Origin of the sequence: Kaistia dalseonensis, assembly GCF_030814715.1 — a bacterium.
In the GTDB taxonomy this organism is placed as follows: Bacteria; Pseudomonadota; Alphaproteobacteria; order Rhizobiales; family Kaistiaceae; genus Kaistia; species Kaistia dalseonensis.
On sequence record NZ_JAUSVO010000001.1, the window covers coordinates 41,066 to 60,705 of the forward strand.

The following is a 19,640-nucleotide window of genomic DNA, read 5'->3' on the forward strand; positions in this document are numbered from 1 at the left end:
GCGGCGCCCCTTTTCACGAGCCGTCGACGGGCTCTGTGGCGTCCTGCCCAACGGCGTCGGCCGCGACACGGCCGGACGCCTGCACGGCGAGCGATCTGACGCCGAGCACGCTCGATAGCGTCGTTGGCACGGCGGCGGTGGCCGTGCCCGAGAGGCCGCCGGCCTCGATCTGGAAGCTGCGGCTGGCGATCTGCGCGATCGATTGCGGTGTATCGGCATCGAAGACGGCCTCCGCCGTCGCGACGCGCCTTCCGGCCGGCGCCAGCGCGGCCTCACGCAGCGCGGTGTCGAGCCGCTGCTGCAGTTCGCTCTTGGCGAGCACGCGACGCGAGAGGTCGATGGCGCTCCCCGTAATGCCGACCAGCGCGATCGAACAGACGGCGAAGATCACGGCCATGTCGGCGCTGTTGGCGCGACGCATGGTCCTCAGTTCAGCCTCCCGTCCGACGCGGGATCGATAGGGGGCATTGAGACGGCGTATCAACTCGGCAAGCCTCGGCAATCCGGCCATCAGCGGCCAATTCGTAAACATCTACGCAGCCGCGGCTTAAGCCTTCCTGAAATGGCACAGCGAGAGAGTCTTAACGTCGATTAAGGATATCGGCCGGGAATGAGCCTCAACGCTCGGGAACGTCCCGAGTGCATCGCCATTGTAGCGGCGGGGCCGATTGTCTTATGCTTTAGGGAACGTGACGTGGCGTTAAGAATTTGCCATCGTTGTGCGCCGCACTTGATCTGCTATAAGCACGCGCGGCCGCCGGTGGGAGCGGTGAACCAAATGGCCAGTCGATGTCTCTGAACATGCCGGGACCCAGTGCGGGGGCGCCAGCTCCTGCGGCGGCAATAGCGAGCCCGTCGGGAGCCCAGTCGGAAGAGCAGAGCGCGACGGTCCATGCCGGTTTCTGGACGCTCGCCCTCGGTTCGGTCGGCGTCGTCTATGGCGACATCGGCACCAGTGTCATCTACGCGCTGCGCGAAGCGCTGCACGCGGCCAACCATGCCCACGGCCAGATCGTGCGCGAGGATGTGATCAGCATCATCTCGCTCATCATCTGGACGCTGACGATCATCGTCACGCTCAAATATGTCGTCATTTTGCTCAGGGCCGACAATAATGGCGAAGGCGGCACGCTTTCGCTGATGGCGCTCGCCAGCCGGACGATGGGCAAGTCGGCGCCGGTCGTGTTCGTGCTCGGCGTCGCCGGCGCGGCGCTCTTCTACGGCGATGCGGTGATTACGCCCGCCATTTCAGTGCTGTCCGCGGTGGAAGGCCTCAAGCTCGTCACGCCCTCGCTCGACAGCTACATCATCCCGATCACGATCGCGATCATCGCCGCGCTCTTCCTCGTCCAGCGCTACGGCACGGCGCGCGTCGCCTCGCTGTTCGGCCCGATCACGGCGGTCTGGTTCGTGGTCATGACCATCGGCGGCTTCATGCACATAGCCGACGATCCCGGCATCTTCGCCGCGCTGAATCCCTACCACGCCGTCCGCTATATCTGGGTCAACGGCTATACCGGCCTCATCGTCATCGGCGCGGTCTTCCTGTCCGTGACGGGCGCCGAGGCGCTTTATGCCGATCTCGGCCATTTCGGGCGCAAGCCGATCCAGGCCGCCTGGCTCGGCTTCGTCTTCCCCGCGCTCGCGGCAAACTATCTCGGCCAGGGCGCTCTGGTGCTCGCCAATCCGAAGGCGATCGAGAATCCCTTCTTCCTGCTCTTCCCGGAATGGGCGGTGCTGCCGGTCGTCATCCTCGCCACCATGGCGACGGTCATCGCCTCGCAGGCGGTCATCACCGGCGCTTATTCGATGACGCGCCAGGCGATCCAGCTGAAGCTGCTGCCGCGCATGGATATCGAGCACACCTCCGAGCACCATGCCGGCCAGATCTACATGCCGCAGGTCAACACGCTGCTGATGGTTGCCGTGCTGATGCTCGTGATCCTGTTCGGCTCGTCCTCCAAGCTCGCCACCGCCTATGGCATCTCCGTCACCGGCGAAATGGTGATCACGGCCTGCCTCGCCTTCATCGTGGTCTGGCGCTTCTGGCATTGGCCGATGTGGGTCGCCGCCGCCCTGATCGCGCCGTTCCTGGTCATCGATCTCGTCTTCCTCGGCGCGAACCTGATCAAGATCACCGAGGGTGGCTGGGTGCCGCTGCTCTTCGCCTTCTCGATCATGGTGATCATGCGGTCCTGGGTGCGCGGCACCAAGATCCTGTTCGACAAGAACCGCCGCAACGACGTGCCGCTGAACGAACTCGTCAAGAACCTCGAGAAGAGCAGCGTCGTGCGGGTTCCCGGCACGGCCGTGTTCCTGACCAGCGATCCCGAGACGGCGCCGTCATCGCTGCTGCACAGCCTGAAGCACTATCGCGTGCTGCATCAGAAGAACGTGCTGCTCACCGTGATTTCGGCCAATGTCCCGCGCGTCGACGATGCCGACCGCGTGCGGATCGAGCCGATCAACGACAGCTTCACGCGCGTGTTCATGACGTTCGGCTACATGGAGACGCCGAACGTGCCGAAGGCGCTCGGCCTCTGCCGCAAGCAGGGCTGGAAATACGACATCATGTCGACGTCGTTCTTCCTGTCGCGCCGCTCGATCAAGCCCGCCAATGATCGCCTGTTCTCGCGCCTGCAGGACAAGCTGTTCATCAAGCTCGCCATCAATGCGAGCGACGCGACGGAGTATTTCCATATTCCGACCGGCCGCGTGGTCGAAATCGGCACGCAGATGACGATCTGAGGGCTGCCGGGTTCAAGGCGAGTCGGGGACCGCTCGCTTCGCGCGCGGCCGCGCGAGGAACACCAGCAACGCGAGGAACCCGGCGGCCACCGCCACCGGCAGCGCCTCGGCGCCGAACAGGTCGATCAGATAGCCGATCGGTGTGGCGCCGATGACGGAGCCGGCCGAATAGGCCATGCCGAAGCCCGTCGAGACAATCGCCAGCCGCTGGCCGCGAAAATCCTGCCCGATCAGGACGATGCCGAGCGTATAGACGCCGGCGATCGTGCCGCCCGCGAGAAACAGCGCCGGCTCCAGCAGCAGCGGCCGCCCCATTGCGACGGGCAGCAGCGCGGTCGTGACCGTCGCGATCAGGGTCGCGCCGATCAGCACGATCCGTCGCCCATGCCGATCCGCCAGCCAGCCGAGGCCCAGCACCAGCACGGCCTCGCCGAGACTGAACGTCGCGACGAGGCGCGAGGCGGCGGCGTCGGAAAGGCCATGGGCAAGGCCATAGAGCGGCAGCAGGCTCTGCATGGCGGTCTCGCCGATCCCCGACATGAAGGCGACCAGCATCAGCGAGCCGGCAAAGGCGATCGCGATGCGGAAATTGCCCGCGCCTTCCAGCCCATGCTCGTCGAGCGTCGTGTCGGCCTCCACCTCGGTCGAGGGAATGAGCATCGAGACGATGGCGCCGACCGCCAGCGGCACCATGGCGACGACGAGCGGCAGGCTGCCGGTGACGCCGGTGAGACCGAGCGCCAGCGGGCCGACGAACTGGCAGATCGCATAGAGCGTGCCCGAGCCGGCGATGATGCGGCCGCGGCTGCGATCGTCGACGGCGCCGTTCAGCCAGATCTCGGTCGTTGTCCAGACGGCGGAAAAGCACGTCCCCATGACGAAGCGCGCGGCAAACCAGACGCCGACATGGTCAAAGGCCAGGATGGCGCCGAACGAGAGGAAGGGAATGGCGAAGAGCAGGGCGACGAGCCGGCCGATGCCCAGCCGATCGATCACCTTCGGCAGGAAGGGCCCGACGAAGAGGATGCCGATGCCGGCGAGCGAGGCGTTGAGGCCGATCAGCCAGTTGGCAAGCTCGCGCTTTTCGAGCGCCAGCGAGAAGAACGGATAGCTGTAGCCATAGAGCAGCGCCTCGGCGCCGATCAGGAACAATATGCCGGCGACGCGCCAGATTCGCATGGGCCGGAATCTCCGATCGATCTGCGTGTGGCGCCGCCGCGGGCCCGCGCCTAGAGACGCAACGCGCCGGCAATGTCGCGGAAGTCGACGAAGCTGCCGCCGGACTGGCCGTCGCGGCCGGGCCGGTAGCTCGCGCCGTCGAAGAGGGCGGAGAGCCATTTCTGGCACAGCCGCTCGGCATAGACGACCGGCATTTCGTGGCTATGCATTTCCTTCACCGTCTCGGCGAAGACCGGATCATTGTGTGGCGCCAGCCAGGATTTGCGATCTTCGGCCAGATGAACGGCCCGCTCCGGCCGCGCCGCGATCTTGTTGTAGCCGGTGATGGTGTTGATCGACATGTTCTGCCAGGCGGCCGCGCATTTCTGCAGCAGCCGCTCGAGATCATGCCGGTTCTGCACTTCATAGGGCTCGCAATGGAAATGCCGTTCGCAGAGGTCCTTGACCAGCATGCCGAAGGCGAAGGCGTCTGATGTCGTGTTGATCGCCAGAAACGGCGAACTCAGCGACGGATCATAGAGAGGGTCGGCCACGACCGCGGCATGGCGGCAGAAGGCGACCGGGAAGAATTCGTAGATCGCCATCATGCCGGTGACGGGGCAGGGCAGCTCGAACGGCACAGCCACGGTTCCGCCGTTGATCAGCGCCCCGGCGCTGTCGGCGAGACCCGCATCGACCATGATCTCGCCGAGCCGCCGAAGCTCTGAGAGCGAATCCGGGAAATCCTCGGCGACGCTCGGCACGATGGCGAGGAAGCCGGTCTTGCGATGCGCCTCCGCCTCGTGCCGGAAGCGCTCGAGCGCGTCGCTGAACTGGTAGCCGTTGCGCACATGCTCGACCATGTAGCGGCCGAGCTGGAATTCGCGTTTTCCCGCAGAACAGCGCACGTCATTGTCGCGCCAGACCGCGAAGGCGTCCGGCGACACGGCTCCACGGCCATGTGGAAAAGGGCATACCGCACCGGCCGACTGGTCTGCCGTCGGTTCCCCGTTGCTCGATGCCCGCCGCATCAGATGCTCCCAATACGCATACACAGAAACACCCAAAGTTGCATCGAAACAACTTGAGTATAATTATTAACACTTTGTAAACCATAATTGAGGCGAGTGACGAGTTCAAGAAACCGTTTACGCTGTCAGGACAATGGGAAGCGGAAAGGCATCGTCAGGCGGCCTGATCAGCGCGAGAGGCCGTGATTCAGCCGGCAAATCGGACATGACCCTAAAAACAGGGGATATGTCTTAAGCCTATGTCAAATTTTCCGGACGATCCTCCCGGCGCATCGAACGAGGTCGTGCCTATGTCGCACCCCATTGCTGGCCGGATTACGCTGAACCTCGTTATCGGGATCGTCGTCACGATTCTGACCGTGACGATTGCCGTCTGGTGGATGGCGGAGAAGCAGAACGCCCAGGCGCAGGCCAATACCGCCACCATGGTCGTCGGCGGCATCGTCGCCATGGAAGACAACGTCAAGGCGTTCGCCAACGACTATGCCTGGTGGGAAGCCGGCTACAACGCCTACATGGCGCATGACGAAGCCTGGGTCGACGCCAATTTCGGCTCGGGCATCCGCGATACGCAGATCTCCGACATTCTCGTCATCATCGCGCCCGACGGCACCGTTCCCTATGCCTGGGCGATCGACGACGATCACGGCAAGCCGCGCGAGATCTTCTCGCCGGATATCCGCGCCAAGATCAAGAAGCTGGCCGAAGGCATGCCGGTCGAGAACGAGGCGGCCCGGCCGGCCTATTTCAGGATCGGCAACGACATCCTGCTGATCGCGGTAGCGCGCATCGCGCCGGTCTCGCGGGCATCGGAAGTCGACCCGGCAACGCTGCCCTTCCTGGTCCAGGGCGTCTATCTCAAACATGAGCGGCTGCACACGCTGGGCAAGCAGTTCCTGATCGAGGATCTGGGCCTCGACATCGAATCCCCCGACGATTCGGTGGCGGCCGGCTTTCCGCCGATCAAGGATTTCAACGGCAATGTCATCGGCGCCTTCGTCTGGACGCCACCGACGCCCGGCTTCGCCGTGCTGCGCAACGTGCTCGCGCCCATCGCCGGCGGCCTGCTGGTGTTCTGCGTGATCGCCATGATCACGGTGCTGCGGGCCCGCAAGCTGGCGCTTTCACAGGCGCGGAGCGAGCGCCAGGCGATCGAGGCGGCCCGCACGGACAGCCTGACGGGGCTCGTCAACCGTTTCGGCTTCAACGAACTGAGCGAGAGCGCCCATTTCGAGCAATCCTGTGCGCGGGGCGAAGCGGCGATCATCTATCTCGATGTGAACGGCTTCAAATCGGTCAATGATTCCATCGGCCACCAGGGCGGCGACGAACTCGTGACGCGACTGGCCGAGCGCCTGTCGATGATCATGCCGCCGGATTCGCACTTTGCCCGGGTCGGCGGCGACGAATTCGCCCTTGCGCTCACGGGGCGGACCGCCCCGCAGGCCGTCGCCGGCATCGCCTCGGCCATGGTGCATTCGCTCGATCAGCCCTTCTCCGTCGCGGGCTTCCAGTTCCAGGTGACGGCTGCGGTCGGCTATGCGATCGCGGATAATCCCGAGGTCGATCCGGCCGAACTGCTGCGCCGCGCCGATCTCGCCATGTACCAGGCGAAGAACGCGGCCGAACGCGATGCCGTGCCCTATCATTCGGGTCTGGAGACCGGGGCGCTGCACAAGAAGCGTCTCGGGATGGCCTTGCGCAATGCGATCGAGGCGAATGAGCTCTCGGTCGCCTATCAACCGATCGTGCGGGCTGGCGATCTCGCTGTCGTCTCCGTCGAGGCGCTGGTCCGCTGGAACTCGACCGAGTTCGGCCGCGTCTCGCCGGCCGAGTTCATCCCCGTCGCCGAGGAAACCGGGTTCATCCACGATATCGGCCGCTTCGTCTTCGATCGCGCCTGTCGCGATCTCGTGGATTGGCCCGGGCTGAAGGTCTCGATCAATGTTTCGCCGGCACAGCTGCGCGATCCCGATTTCGCCAACGATCTCGGCCTGATCGCCCGTCGTCACGACATCGTGCCGAACCGCTTCAAGCTGGAACTGACCGAGGGACTGCTCGTCCGCAACCCGACCATCGCCAAGCGCAAGCTCGCGCGTCTGAAGTCGATGGGCTTCGGCCTGTCGCTCGACGATTTCGGAACGGGCTTCTCGTCGATCGGCTATCTCCGGCAATTCCCGTTCGACTGGCTGAAGATCGACAAGTCCTTCATCGCGGAGCTCGGAACCAATCCGACGGCGAACGCGCTCATCCAGTCGATGATCGCGCTTGGCGACGCGATGGATATCGCCGTCGTGGCCGAGGGTATCGAGACGGCCGAGCAGCTCAACCTGCTGCGTCTGCTCCAGTGCGAATATGTTCAGGGCTATCATCTGGCCAAGCCGATGGCGGCGGGCGAGATCACCGCGCTGCTGGCGCGCCTCGGCGATAGCCGCCGCATGTTCGCCGACGCGGCGACGGCAGGCTATGTGGCCGAGCGTGGAACAACGTCGCTGAAGAACTGACGTCTGCGACATCTGGCGGGTCGGCGAGGGGCCTGCGATAAACATCGCATGAGCGCGCTGCCGGAATCACACGCCCACGACATATCGGCCGACGAGGCCCGCCGCATCGCGCTGGCGGCCCAGGGCTTCGGCGTCCGGCGCAGCGAGGCGCCGTCGCGCTGGCCGCAGATCGAGGCCTGCGTCGGCTGTATGGGCCTGTTGCAGATCGATTCCGTCAACGCGCTGGTGCGATCGCATTATCTGCCGATCTTCAGCCGCCTCGGCGCCTATCCGCGTTCGGCCTTGGAGGCGCGGGCCTTCGATGGCGGGCGCCGGCGAACGATGTTCGAATATTGGGCGCACGAGGCGTCGCTGTTGCCGCTCTCGCTCCATCCGCTGATGCGCTGGCGCATGCGCCGTGCCGCCGCGGGGCAGGGCATCTATGGCGGCATCGCCCGCTTTGCCCGCGAGAACGTGGCCTATGTCGAGGCTGTGCGCGACGAGTTGGCCGCGCGGGGACCTCTCTCGGCGTCCGAACTCGAGGATCCAGGCCAGCGGAGCGGTCCCTGGTGGGGCTGGCACAAGGGCAAGACCGCGCTCGAATATCTGTTCTGGAGCGGTGTCGTGACCACGGCGTCGCGGCGTGGCTTCGAGCGCGTCTACGATCTTTCCGAGCGGGTCATCCCGTCGGCGATCTGGGATCTGCCGACGCCCGACGAGCCGGACGCCATCCGCGCGCTCGCCCTCCACGGAGCGGAAGCGCATGGCGTCGCAACAGAGATCGATATTCGCGACTATTTCCGCCTTCCCGTCGCCGAGGCGCGCCGTGCGATCGCCGAGCTCGTCGAAGCGGGGGATATCCTGCCGGTCACGGTCGAGGGCTGGCGACAGCAGGGGTTCCTTGCCCGCGCCGCCGCAAGGCCCGCGCGGATCACGCCGTCGGCACTGCTCTCGCCCTTCGATCCGCTCGTCTGGCATCGTCCACGGACGGAGCGCATCTTCGATTTCCACTATCGGCTGGAGTTCTACACGCCGGGCCACAAGCGCAGTTTCGGCTATTTCGTCATGCCCTTCCTTCACCGTGGCCGCCTGGAAGGCAGGGTCGATCTGAAGGCGGACCGCGCCGGCGGCGCGCTGCTCGTGCTCGGCGTGTTTCTTGAAGAACGCATCCGCAAGACCGAGCCGCTTCTGAATGAACTGGCACGCGAATTGCGGCATCTCGCCGGCTGGCTGGAACTGGGTCGGATCGAGCTTACGGGCGAAGGGCCGCATATGGCGCTGCTCGCACAGAAGATTGAAACGGAATGATCGGGGTGAATTCCGCGTCCTGCTTCATGTGTCCTTAAACGTCCCATGTTCCTATCGCATGGGGGAGAATCGTAGGTCTGATGGTGGCATGACGGCTCCAAATCGATCGAAGTGGTTCTTCGCGACGCGTGTCGTGCTGCCGGTGTTCTTGGCAATCGTCTGCTCGTTCACCTTCATCATCATCGCGCTCAGCGACATCGCGGACGAAATCGACTCGATCGACTCGACGGCCACCCACCGCACTGTGGAATCGGCGCTGCAATCGGCCTCGCGCCGGTTGCGGGAAGTCCATGGCGACTATGCGGTGTGGGATGACGCGGCGCTGCACCTCTACGGCACAATCGACCAGGCCTTCGTCACGAGCAATTATCGTGAAAGCACGCAGACGGGGGTGATGTTCGATGGCGCCTATCTGCTCGACGAAGCCAACCAGCAGGTCTTCGGCTTTCAATATGGCAGCGAGGCGCTCCGGAGCGTCTTTGGCGAGTTCGGGCAGCCGCTCGCCAGACTGATCGCGTCGGTCAGGGGCGATTACCGGCGCTTTGACGCCCAGGTCGGCTTCATGGCCGATCACGTTGGCGAGGTTGCCATCGTCGCGGTCGGATCGGTCGTTCCCTCGACAGCGGATCAGCCGCTTCCGTCCAAATCGCGCCTGTTGGTCCTCGTGCATCACCTCAATGCAGCAATGATCGGGCGGCTCAGCCACGACTTCACCATACCCGGCCTGCAGATGATCAAGCCCGACGAGGCTGGCAGCAATTCGGCCGGCCTGATGCTGCGCAATCCGGGCGGCGATCCGATCGGCATGCTCATATGGCAGGCCCGCAGCCCGGGGCGCGAGGCCTTCCTGCGCATCGCGCCGACCGCCTTCCTGATGATGGCGCTGATCGGCCTGACGACGCTCTTCCTGCTCTGGACGGCTTATCGCAGCTTCATGGACGTCCGCCGGCGCGACCGCCTGGCCATCGAGGCCGCCAATCGCGACAGTCTCACAGGGCTCCCCAATCGCGATGCGCTGGTCAAGGCGCTGGAAAATGCCGTGCAGAATGGGTCCCGAAAGGGGCAGCGCGTCGGGATCATCTATCTCGACCTCGACCGCTTCAAGGAGGTCAACGACGCGTTCGGCCATGCGACCGGCGATATCCTGCTGCAGCAGGTGGCGGCGGGCTTCAACGGGATCTGCCGGCAGGTCGGGCTGCTCGCGCGTGTCGGCGGCGATGAATTTGCGCTGCTGCTCGACCGGGACGTGACGGTTCAGGGCGCGCTGGCGCTGGGCGACCGCTTCGTGCATTTCTTCGACGAGCCGTTGTCGGTCGACGGCCATTCGGTCTCGATCGGCGCCAGCGTCGGCATCGCGCTCGTCGACGACCATGCTGTTGACGCGGGCGAGTTGCTGCGGCGCGCGGATGTCGCCATGTACGCCGCCAAGAATCTCGGTCGAAACCGCGTCGCCCTCTATGATCTGTCCATCGACGCCGCCCGGGCCGAACGGATGCGGCTCGCCGACGATCTGCGCGGCGCGATCGAGGGCAACGCGCTCGACGTCGTCTATCAGCCGATCTTCGACATCACGACCATGCGCCCGACCGGCGTCGAAGCGCTGGTGCGCTGGCTGCACCCGACCGACGGCCTGATCGGACCCGACCGGTTCATCCCGATCGCCGAGGAGGACGGGATGATCGAGGAGATCGGCGAATGGGTCATGCGGCGCGCCTGCCAGGACGCGATGGACTGGCCGGCCGAGGTCAAGCTCTCGGTCAACGTCTCGCCGGTCCAGTTCCGCAATCCGCGTTTCGATACGCTGCTCGGCTCGGTCCTGGCCTCGATCGGCTTCCCCGCCAAAAGGCTCGAGATCGAGATGACGGAAACCCATCTGGTCGCCGATCCCGAGCGCGCGCAGGCCATCATCGAGAGCATCCGCGCGCTGGGCGTCGCCGTCTCGCTCGACGATTTCGGCACCGGCTATTCGTCGATCGGCTATCTGAGGCGGTTCTCGTTCGACAAGCTGAAGCTCGATCGCTCGCTGGTGCACGGCATTGCGCATGATCGGTCGACGCGCAGCCTCTGCGAGGCGACGATCGGTCTCGGCCGGGCGCTCTGTCTCCAGGTGACGGCGGAGGGCGTCGAGACCGAGGCCGAGGCGACGATCCTGCGCGCGGCTGGCTGCCACGCGCTGCAGGGCTATGCCTATGCAAGGCCCATGACCGCCGAGGCCGTCGGCGGCTTCCTGACCATGATGGTGACGCGCCCGGTCACCATGCCCTGGCCGATGTGACGCTCAGGCGAGCGAGCGGACCTTTTCGCCGATCGCCCGGCCCAGAACCTGGTGCGCGTCGGGATCGAAATGAACGCCGTCAAAGGCGCTGCTGCGAATGAGCGGGCCGGCATCGAGGAACGCGACATCGTTCGCCTTCGCCACGGCGGCATAGGTTGCGCCGAGCAGAAGCGATTTCTCATAGCCGCCTTCGAGCATGGCGGCGAATTCCTGACGTTCGCCATGGAAATCGAGCAGTGGCGGCGGCGCCACCAGCAGGATGTTCGGAACGCCCGCAAGGCGGCCCGCCTCGGCCTGGCGGATCACCTTGATCAGGGCGGCGGCACCTGCGGCGATGTCCTGCGCCGGCACGGAGAAGCGCGCCTTCAGATCATTGGTGCCGAGCATGATGACGACGACATCGAGCGGCCTGTGGCTGCGCAGGCAGGGCAGCAGGTAATCCTTGCCGTTCATGTGGGCGCCTTCGACCGGGTCGGAATGGACCGTCGTGCGCCCCGGCAGGCCCTCCTCGATCAGCCGCCAATCCGGGCCCAGCGTCGCCTGGGCAATTCCGGTCCAGCGCTCCTCGAAACTGTAGCGCTCATCGGGACGGGGCACGGTGGCCGCGCCCCATGTATTCGAATCGCCATAGGCGAGAACCGTCTTCATCGCGTCTTCCTCCGCACGAATCGTTTGTTTCGACCACGATCGCCGGGCGGAGCGATGCTTGTCCATGGTGCTTTTCCTGCATTGCACGCCGGGGCATGCCCTCGTCATCGATGGCGTCTTCTCCCGCTCCCGTCATCGACTAAGATCGGCGCGCCTCTCCCTCGTGAATGGACTGCCCGATGCGCAAACCTGCCCTGACCGAAGTTCCGATCCTGCCCGTCATCGCCGAGCGCTGGAGCCCGCGCGCATTCGATCCGGAGCGGACGCTTTCCGAAGACGATCTGAAGCCGCTCTTCGAGGCGGCGCGCTGGGCCGCATCCTCGGGCAACAGCCAGCCCTGGCGCTTCGTCTATGCGTTCCGTGGCGAGCCGGCTTTCGATGCGCTGCTCGCCTGCGCCGCCGAGGGCAACCAGGCCTGGGTCAAGCGCGCTTCCGTCCTCGCCTATTCGGTGGCGAGACTCCACTCCGATAGCGGCCGCTCGCTCTGGCACAACCGGCACGATACGGGCATGGCGCTCGCCCACCTGCTCCTGCAGGCCACCGCGAACGGCCTCGCCGTGCATCCGTTCGGCGGTTTCGACAGCGACAAGGTCATCGCCGCTGCCGGCATACCCGCCGATTTCGAACCGTGCACCGGCGTCGCCATCGGCTATGCCGGCGACCCGGCCCTGCTCGGCGAGAAGGACGGACCGCGCGAATATGCCGAGCGGCAGCGCCGGCCCGTGTCGGAGTTCCTGTTCCACGGCCGCTGGCCGCAATAGCGTTTCGCGCTGCGATTTCGCGGCGGCGGGTTGGCCTGCGGACTTTCCCGCGCCGCCCGCCGCCGCATGCAGAAACCGCTTCCGGGATCGTTTGATAGAATTCCGGAAAAGTAATGTTCCGAAGGAGGCCCGTTCGAGGGCGTGCACTGCAGCATGTCAATATATTGCGTATATGATGCGATCGATCTGCCATATGTTGTTAATTTCGGAACCCTGGAGAAAGGATTGAGCGGACAGCCTGTGGCGGCTTGACAACCCGCGCCCTGACATTCCTAATGATCCCGGAATTGAGACGGATGAACGCGCTCTGTGTGTCGCGCGGGAGGAGACGGCTATTGGCCGTTCCGCCCGGCACATCGGGCGGGATCCGGAAAAAGGGGAGGATCAGATGAGAAAGATGAACGTACTGGGATTCGGCGCGCGGGCCGGTGGTCGCTTCGCGGCCGCGCTGGTTGGTGCCGCGCTGCTCGCGAGCACGGCCTTTGTCGGCGCCGCATCGGCGTCGGAGCTGACGGTCTGGTGCTGGGACCCGAACTTCAACATTCCGGCGATGAGCGATGCCGCCGCGCGCTACACCAAGACGCATCCCGACACGACGTTCAACGTCGCGAACATCACGCAGGACGAGATCAACCAGAAGCTCCAGACGCAGTTCCTGGCCGGCGTCTCCGACGGCCTGCCGGATATCGTCCTGATCCAGGATGACAACGTCCAGCGCTTCCTACAGTCGTTCCCCGGCTCCTTCGTGCCGCTGTCCGACTCCATCGATATGTCCAAGTTCGCGCAATACAAGGTTGCCGCGGCGACCCATGACGGCAAGTCCTATTCGCTGCCCTTCGATTCCGGCGTTGCGGGCCTGTTCTATCGTTCGGACTATCTGGAGCAGGCCGGCTACAAGCCGGAGGACCTGCAGAACATCAGCTGGAACAAGCTGATCGAGATCGGCAAGGACGTGCTCGCCAAGACCGGCCATCAGCTGGTCTCCATGGATTATAACGGCGACGATCTCGTCATTCTGATGATGCAGTCGACGGGCCAGTGGTATCTGAAGAACGGCAAAGAGCCGAACATCCTCGATAATCCCGCTCTCAAGACTGCGCTCCAGACCTTCCAGACCATGGCGAAGGACGGCCTCATCAAGCCGGTCTCGGGCTGGACGGACTATACGGGCTCCTTCACCTCCGGCCAGGTCGCCGCGGTGCCGCAGGGCGTGTGGATTACCGGGACGATCAAGTCCGTGCCGGACCAGTCGGGCAAGTGGCGCGTGGCGCCGATGCCCATTCTCGAAGGCGTGGAAGGGGCGACCCACTTCACCAGCAATGGCGGTTCGAGCTGGTATGTGCTCGCATCGTCCAAGCATCAGGACGAGGCTGTCGACTTCCTCAAGACCATCTGGGGCGCCGACGTCGACTTCTATCAGGGCATCCTGGTGAACCAGGGCGCCGTGGGCTCGCTTCTCGCGGCACGCGAAGGCGCGGCCTATAAGGCGAGCGATCCCTTCTTCAATAACGAGCCGGTCTGGCAGAACTTCTCCGATTGGCTGGCGAAGGTGCCGACCGTCGACTACGGCACCTACACGCCGGAGGCACGCATGGCTGTCCGGGCGCAGATCCCCGCGATCGCCAATGGCGGCAATATCGACGAGGCGCTGCAGGCGATCGACGCTCAGCTGCGCCAGCAGATGCAATAAGCGCGACCTTTCCGGGGGTGGGCTCGCGCCCGCCCCGATCCTGCACGGCCATCCGGACGGCGCATGCCGCCGCCCGGATGACGTGCGACATCCATAGTCGGAAGGGCGCATGGCACAAACACGTTTAGACCGCGGCGAGCAGTTCAACGGCTGGGCTTTTGTCATGCCTGCGCTGGTCCTGCTCGGCCTGTTCATGATCTATCCCATCATCTGGTCGCTCTGGATGAGCTTCCAGGTCGGACGCGGCGCCAACACATCCTTCGGCGGGCTGGCCAATATCCAGCGGCTGGCCAATGATGCGCTCCTTATCAAGGCGCTGATCAACACCAGCATCTTCTTCGTCATCCAAGTGCCGATCATGATCGTTCTGGCGCTGCTGTTCGCGGTCGCCCTCAACGATCCGACGCTGAAGTTCAGGGGGTTGTTCAGGACTGCCCTGTTCCTGCCCTGCGTCACGTCGCTCATCGCCTATTCGAGCCTGTTCAAGTCGATGTTCTCGACCGACGGCATCATCAACCAGGTCCTGCTGACGCTGCACGTCATCGGCACGCCGATCCCCTGGCTGACCGACCCCTTCTGGGCGCGGATCGTCATCATCAGCGCGATCACCTGGCGCTGGACCGGCTACAACATGATCTTCTATCTGGCTGCGCTGCAGAACGTGGACAAGTCGATCTACGAGGCGGCCCGGATCGACGGTATCCCGGCCTGGGCGCGGTTCACGCGCATCACCATACCGATGCTGAAGCCGGTGATCCTCTTCACCACCATCCTGTCGACCATCGGAACGCTGCAGCTCTTCGACGAGGTCAACAACATCACGCAGGGCGGTCCCGCCAATGCAACGATGACGCTCTCGATGTATATCTACAATCTGAGCTTCCGCATGATGCCCAGCTTCGGCTATTCGGCCACGGTCTCCTGGGTCATCGTCGTCATCGTCGCGGTTCTGAGCTTCATCCAGTTCATGATCGCGCGCGACCGCAGGAGGGCGTCATGAACTTCGCCCCCCTGCGCCGGGCGGGCGTCTACGTCTTCCTCTCGCTTGCCGCGTTCATATCGGTCTTTCCGTTCTACTGGATGGCGGTCGGCTCGACGAACCAGTCTGTCGACATCGTCCGGGGCAAGCTCGGATTCGGCGGTAATCTGCTGGTCAATTTCCAGCACCTCATGAGCCAGGTCGACCTCTACCGCGTCTTCGGCAATTCGTTCCTGATCGCCATCATCTCGACAGTGCTGACGCTCGCCATCTCGTCGCTCGCCGGCTACGGCTTCGAAATGTTCCGCTCGCGCATTCGCGAGCGGATCTTCGAGCTGCTGCTCCTGCTGCTGTCGATCCCGTTCGCGGCGCTGATGGTGCCGCTCTTCGTCATGATCTCGCGCGCGCAGCTGACCAACACCTTCACCGCCGTCATCCTGCCGGGCATCGCGTCGATCTTCATGATCTTCTATTTCCGCCAGGCGACGAAAGCCTTCCCGCGCGAATTGCGCGACGCCGCCCGTGTCGACGGGCTCAAGGAATGGCAGATCTTCCTCTATGTCTACATGCCGACCATGCGTTCGACCTATGCGGCGGCGACGATCATCGTCTTCATGAACGCCTGGAACAATTACCTCTGGCCGCTCATCGTCCTGCAGACGCCGGACAACAAGACCATCACGCTGGTCATCTCGACGCTCACCGCAGCCTATACGCCCGACTACGGCGTCATCCTGCTCACCACCGTGCTCGCCACGGCTCCGACCCTCATCATCTTCTTCGTTCTGCAGCGGCAATTCGTGCAGGGAATGCTGGGAGCGGTCAAATGAGGAACGCATCATGACCAGCCTCAGCCTCAAGGGCATCCGCAAGTCCTACGGGACGCTTCCTGTCATCAAAGGGGTTGATCTCACCATCGACTCGCGCGAGTTCGTCGTTTTTGTCGGCCCGTCCGGCTGCGGCAAATCCACTTTGCTCAGGATGATCGCGGGCCTTGAATCGATCACTGCCGGCGATCTCGAGATCGGCGGCAAGCGCATGAACGATGTCGATCCGTCAAAGCGCGGCATCGCCATGGTGTTCCAGTCCTATGCGCTCTATCCGCATATGACCGTGCGCGACAATATGGGCTTCGCGCTCCGTTTCGCCGGCAAGCCCAAGGACGAGATCGCCCGGCAGGTCGCCGAGGCGGCGCGCATTCTCGAGCTCGGGCCGTTGCTCGATCGCCTGCCGGGGCAGCTTTCGGGCGGTCAGCGCCAGCGCGTCGCCATCGGCCGCGCCATCGTGCGCCATCCGGACGTGTTCCTGTTCGACGAGCCGCTTTCCAATCTCGACGCCGAGCTTCGCGTTCACATGCGCATCGAGCTCGCGCGGCTGCATCGCGAACTGCAGGCGACCATCATCTACGTCACGCATGATCAGGTCGAGGCCATGACGCTGGCCGACAAGATCGTCGTGCTGCGCGAGGGCGAGGTCTCGCAGGTCGGCACCCCGCTGCAGCTCTATGATGATCCCGACAATCTGTTCGTCGCCGGCTTCATCGGCTCGCCGAAGATGAATTTCCTCGCCGGCGAAGTCGTCGACAGCGGCGCGGGTTCGGCGACGATTGCGCTGGTCAATCATGGCGGTGTCCGTCTCACCAAGCCGCTCGGCGGCCGCCTGCCGCAAAAGGGCGAGCGGATCACGATCGGCATCCGTCCCGAGCATTTCGGCGAGGCAGGCGAGGGCACGGACATCGTGCTCAACGTCGATGTCGCCGAGCATCTCGGCTCGACCACCTATGTTTACGCCAATGCAGGCGGCGAACAGCTGATCATCGAGCGGGAAGAACGACATATGGGAGATACCGACACCCTGGCGGTCTCCATTTCCCCCGAGGCCGCATTGCTCTTCGACAGCGCCGGCAAGCGGCTGCGCTGATCCCCGAACACGTTTTTCAATTCATCGACCAAAGAGGACTGCCGTGACTATCCAAACTCTGCGCTGGGGCATTATCGGGCCGGGCGCCATCGCCAAGGATTTCCGCCGCGGCGTGCTCGATTCCCGCTTCGGCAAGCTCGAAGCCATCGCCACCCGCAATCCCGGCAAGCCTGGCCTTGCCGAGGATTTCCCCGAAGCCCGCATCCTCGATGGCTATGACGCCATCCTGAAGGATCCCAATGTCGACGCGATCTACATCGCGACGCCGCATGTCGGCCATGCCGAATGGGCGATCAAGGCGGCCGAGGCCGGCAAGCACGTTCTTGTCGAGAAGCCTTTCGCGCTGAGCGCCTTCGAGGCCGATGCCGTCTTCCACGCCCATCGCAAGGCCGGCACGTTCGCCGCCGAAGCCTTCATGTATCGCCTGCATCCGCAGACCAAGGCGATCTACGATCTCGTCGCCTCGGGCACGATCGGCGAAGTGCGCTCCATCAAGTCGAGCTTCGGCTTCCAGATGCCCGGCTTCATGCCGGATCACCGCCTCTTCGCCAGCGCGCTCGCCGGCGGCGGCATTCTCGATGTCGGCGGCTATCCGGTCTCGATGACCCGCTTCATCGCCGGCGCGACGGCGGGCAAGCCCTTCCTCGATCCCGTCAAGGTATCGGGCATGGCCAATCTCAACGCCGAAGGCACGGATAACTGGGCCTCGGCGCTGTTGCAGTTCGAGAACGGCATCATCGCCGAGGTGAGCTGCGCCGTCATGGCCAATCTCGACAATGTGCTGCGCATCATCGGCACCGAAGGCCGCATCGAGGTTCCGGATTTCTGGTTCGCCGATGGCGACCGCACGGGCGGCGAGGGCCGCATCGACATCATCAAGGGTGGCCAGACGGAGACGATCCGCACGGGCAAGCAGCGGCATCTCTATTCCTTCGAGGCCGATGCCGCCGCCGAGGCGATCTTCGCCGGCAGGCAGCAGCTCGATTCGCCCGGCATGAGCTGGGCCGATACGCTCGGCAATCTGCGCGTCCTCGACAAATGGCGCGCCGATGCCGGCATCGAATACAGTGTCGAGAAGCCCGCCAACCGCAAGTTGACGCTTTCGGGCCGACCGCTCAAATCCGGCGGCACCACCGTGCCGCGCCGCAAGCTGGCCGGCATCGGCAAGGACATGTCGATCGTCGCGCTCGGCTTCGAGGATTTCCGCACCTTCGCCTCGGGCACGATCCTGCTCGATGCCTTTTACGAGGCGGGCGGCAATCTCTTCGATACGGGCTGGGTCTATGGCAGCGGCTATACGGAGAAGCTGCTCGGCGAATGGCTCACCAATCGCGGCGTGCGCGAGCAGTCGGTCGTCATCGGCAAGGGTGCGCATAGCCCGCTCTGCTATCCCGACGTGATCGGCAAGCAGCTGACGCAGACGCTCGACCGCCTGCAGACCGATTATGTCGACGTCTATTTCATGCATCGCGACAATCTCGACGTACCGGTCGGGGAGTTCGTCGACGCCATGGATGCCGAGGTCAAGGCCGGCCGTATTCGCGGCATTTTCGGCGGCTCCAACTGGACGCGCGAGCGGTTCGACGAGGCCGTCGCCTATGCCGAGAAGAACGGCAAGCAGAAGCCCGGTGCGCTTTCCAACAATTTCGCGCTCGCCGAAATGCAGGATGTGATCTGGGCCGGCTGCGTCTCGTCCTCGGACGATGCATGGAAGGCCTGGTTCCGTGATCGCCAGGTGCCGAACTTCGCCTGGTCAAGCCAGGGCCGCGGCTTCTTCACCGACCGTGCCGGCCGCGACAAGCGCGACAATGAGGAACTCGTCCGCGTCTGGTACAATGAAAAGAACTTCGGCCGCCGCGATCGTGCGATCGAACTGGCTGAAAAGCTCGGCAAGAGCCCCATCCATGTGGCGCTCGCCTATGTTCTTCACCAGCCGTTCCCGGTCGTTCCCCTGATCGGCCCGCGCACGCTCGGCGAACTCGATGACAGCCTCAAGGCGTTCGACATTCGCCTGACACCGGAACAGGTCGCCTGGCTCGATCAGGGCTGATCGCTCGAACCTGAAGGAAAAGGGCGGGACATTGTTCCCGCCCTTTTTCATGCGCGTGTGAGCGGCAGAACGTCTCGGAGCGAAGTGGGGACCGGTTCGGTCGCGTGAAGAAAACGAGACAAGTCAAACAGATAGATCGTTTCCGGGAAACGATCCCGACGCTCAATCCATGTCCGAATCGCCGCCGCAGGGCTCCGTCCGACGGCCGCGTGGCGTGGGCGCCTTGGCGTGGAGCAGTGCTGCCGCCAGATGCGGGTTCAACGCCTTGTACTGGTCCTGCAAGCGTTGGTCGCGCGCGCGGTCGATGCGATCGGAAAGGTTCGGCTGCTGCGGGGACATGGATAGTTCTCCTCTCTTGATGGGGCTGCGCTCAGGCGCAGCGATCTCGTCGTTCGGCTTCAAAGGCTGCCGGCGCGTCGTCCGGCTCGGGTCCAATCGGCAGATCGGCCAGTTCGTGCGCGCTCATGCGCCAGAGCGCGTTCTGGTTCTCGTTGGCGTAGTCGGTCGTCGGGCGTTCGGCCCAATCGACGATGGCGCGATAAATTCCGCTGACGCTGATCTTGATGCTCATGGGTCTACTCCTCGGCTT

16 protein-coding genes are annotated in these 19,640 nt (G+C 64.2%); 10 read left to right on the forward strand and 6 right to left on the reverse strand.

Annotation, left to right across the window (positions count from 1 at the left end):
* Positions 1-13 precede the first annotated feature (13 nt).
* Entirely contained in the window at positions 14-532 is a 519-nt protein-coding gene (locus QO014_RS00190) for a TadE/TadG family type IV pilus assembly protein (RefSeq protein ID WP_266346642.1), read from the reverse strand.
* Positions 533-801: 269 nt separating this feature from the next.
* Here QO014_RS00190 and QO014_RS00195 point away from each other — a divergent pair, with 269 nt between their 5' ends.
* Positions 802-2,748, forward strand: coding sequence for a potassium transporter Kup (locus QO014_RS00195; RefSeq protein WP_266346643.1), 1,947 nt, complete (start codon positions 802-804; stop codon positions 2,746-2,748).
* A gap of 12 nt (positions 2,749-2,760) precedes the next feature.
* Here QO014_RS00195 and QO014_RS00200 read toward each other — a convergent pair whose 3' ends face one another.
* On the reverse strand, positions 2,761-3,927 hold the full coding sequence (locus QO014_RS00200; RefSeq protein WP_266346644.1) for an MFS transporter: 1,167 nt from the start codon (positions 3,925-3,927) through the stop codon (positions 2,761-2,763).
* Between the two features lie 50 nt (positions 3,928-3,977).
* Positions 3,978-4,853, reverse strand: a complete 876-nt coding sequence (locus QO014_RS00205; RefSeq protein WP_266346645.1) for a hypothetical protein — start codon at positions 4,851-4,853, stop codon at positions 3,978-3,980.
* Between the two features lie 374 nt (positions 4,854-5,227).
* On the opposite strand from QO014_RS00205, the gene QO014_RS00210 reads away from it, so the two are divergent.
* From QO014_RS00210 to QO014_RS00220, 3 genes are all read left to right on the forward strand, one after another.
* The gene (locus QO014_RS00210) at positions 5,228-7,441 is read left to right on the forward strand and encodes a bifunctional diguanylate cyclase/phosphodiesterase (protein WP_266346646.1); all 2,214 of its coding nucleotides are present in this window, start codon (positions 5,228-5,230) and stop codon (positions 7,439-7,441) included.
* A 48-nt stretch (positions 7,442-7,489) separates the two neighbouring features.
* Positions 7,490-8,728 (forward strand): winged helix-turn-helix domain-containing protein, encoded by a 1,239-nt coding sequence (locus QO014_RS00215; protein WP_266346647.1) that lies wholly within the window; start codon positions 7,490-7,492, stop codon positions 8,726-8,728.
* 88 nt (positions 8,729-8,816) lie between these two features.
* Entirely contained in the window at positions 8,817-11,003 is a 2,187-nt protein-coding gene (locus QO014_RS00220) for a putative bifunctional diguanylate cyclase/phosphodiesterase (RefSeq protein WP_266346648.1), read from the forward strand.
* 3 nt (positions 11,004-11,006) lie between these two features.
* Here the strand turns inward: QO014_RS00220 and QO014_RS00225 are convergent, their stop codons facing one another.
* Positions 11,007-11,651, reverse strand: a complete 645-nt coding sequence (locus QO014_RS00225; protein WP_266346649.1) for an SGNH/GDSL hydrolase family protein — start codon at positions 11,649-11,651, stop codon at positions 11,007-11,009.
* 179 nt (positions 11,652-11,830) lie between these two features.
* Between QO014_RS00225 and QO014_RS00230 the strand changes: the two genes are divergently transcribed.
* The 6 genes from QO014_RS00230 to QO014_RS00255 all read left to right on the forward strand — a co-directional run bounded on the left by QO014_RS00230 (position 11,831) and on the right by QO014_RS00255 (position 19,051).
* On the forward strand, positions 11,831-12,412 hold the full coding sequence (locus QO014_RS00230; RefSeq protein WP_266346650.1) for a nitroreductase family protein: 582 nt from the start codon (positions 11,831-11,833) through the stop codon (positions 12,410-12,412).
* 397 nt (positions 12,413-12,809) lie between these two features.
* A complete protein-coding gene (locus tag QO014_RS00235) occupies positions 12,810-14,102 on the forward strand; it encodes an ABC transporter substrate-binding protein (RefSeq protein WP_370877099.1) in 1,293 nt (430 codons plus the stop codon).
* A 109-nt stretch (positions 14,103-14,211) separates the two neighbouring features.
* Positions 14,212-15,102, forward strand: coding sequence for a carbohydrate ABC transporter permease (locus QO014_RS00240; protein ID WP_266346652.1), 891 nt, complete (start codon positions 14,212-14,214; stop codon positions 15,100-15,102).
* Positions 15,099-15,911 carry a carbohydrate ABC transporter permease gene (locus QO014_RS00245; protein ID WP_266346653.1) on the forward strand — a complete coding sequence of 271 codons (813 nt, stop codon included), beginning with the start codon at positions 15,099-15,101 and terminating at the stop codon, positions 15,909-15,911. Before QO014_RS00240 ends, QO014_RS00245 begins: the two co-directional genes overlap by 4 nt.
* Positions 15,912-15,921: 10 nt before the next feature.
* Entirely contained in the window at positions 15,922-17,001 is a 1,080-nt protein-coding gene (locus QO014_RS00250; RefSeq protein WP_266346654.1) for an ABC transporter ATP-binding protein, read from the forward strand.
* Between the two features lie 43 nt (positions 17,002-17,044).
* Entirely contained in the window at positions 17,045-19,051 is a 2,007-nt protein-coding gene (locus tag QO014_RS00255; protein ID WP_266346655.1) for an aldo/keto reductase, read from the forward strand.
* Positions 19,052-19,213: 162 nt separating this feature from the next.
* Here QO014_RS00255 and QO014_RS00260 read toward each other — a convergent pair whose 3' ends face one another.
* Positions 19,214-19,390 carry a hypothetical protein gene (locus QO014_RS00260; protein ID WP_266346656.1) on the reverse strand — a complete coding sequence of 59 codons (177 nt, stop codon included), beginning with the start codon at positions 19,388-19,390 and terminating at the stop codon, positions 19,214-19,216.
* 31 nt (positions 19,391-19,421) lie between these two features.
* Complete coding sequence (locus tag QO014_RS00265; protein ID WP_266346657.1) at positions 19,422-19,622, reverse strand: hypothetical protein; 201 nt, start codon at positions 19,620-19,622, stop codon at positions 19,422-19,424.
* Positions 19,623-19,640: the final 18 nt, after the last annotated feature.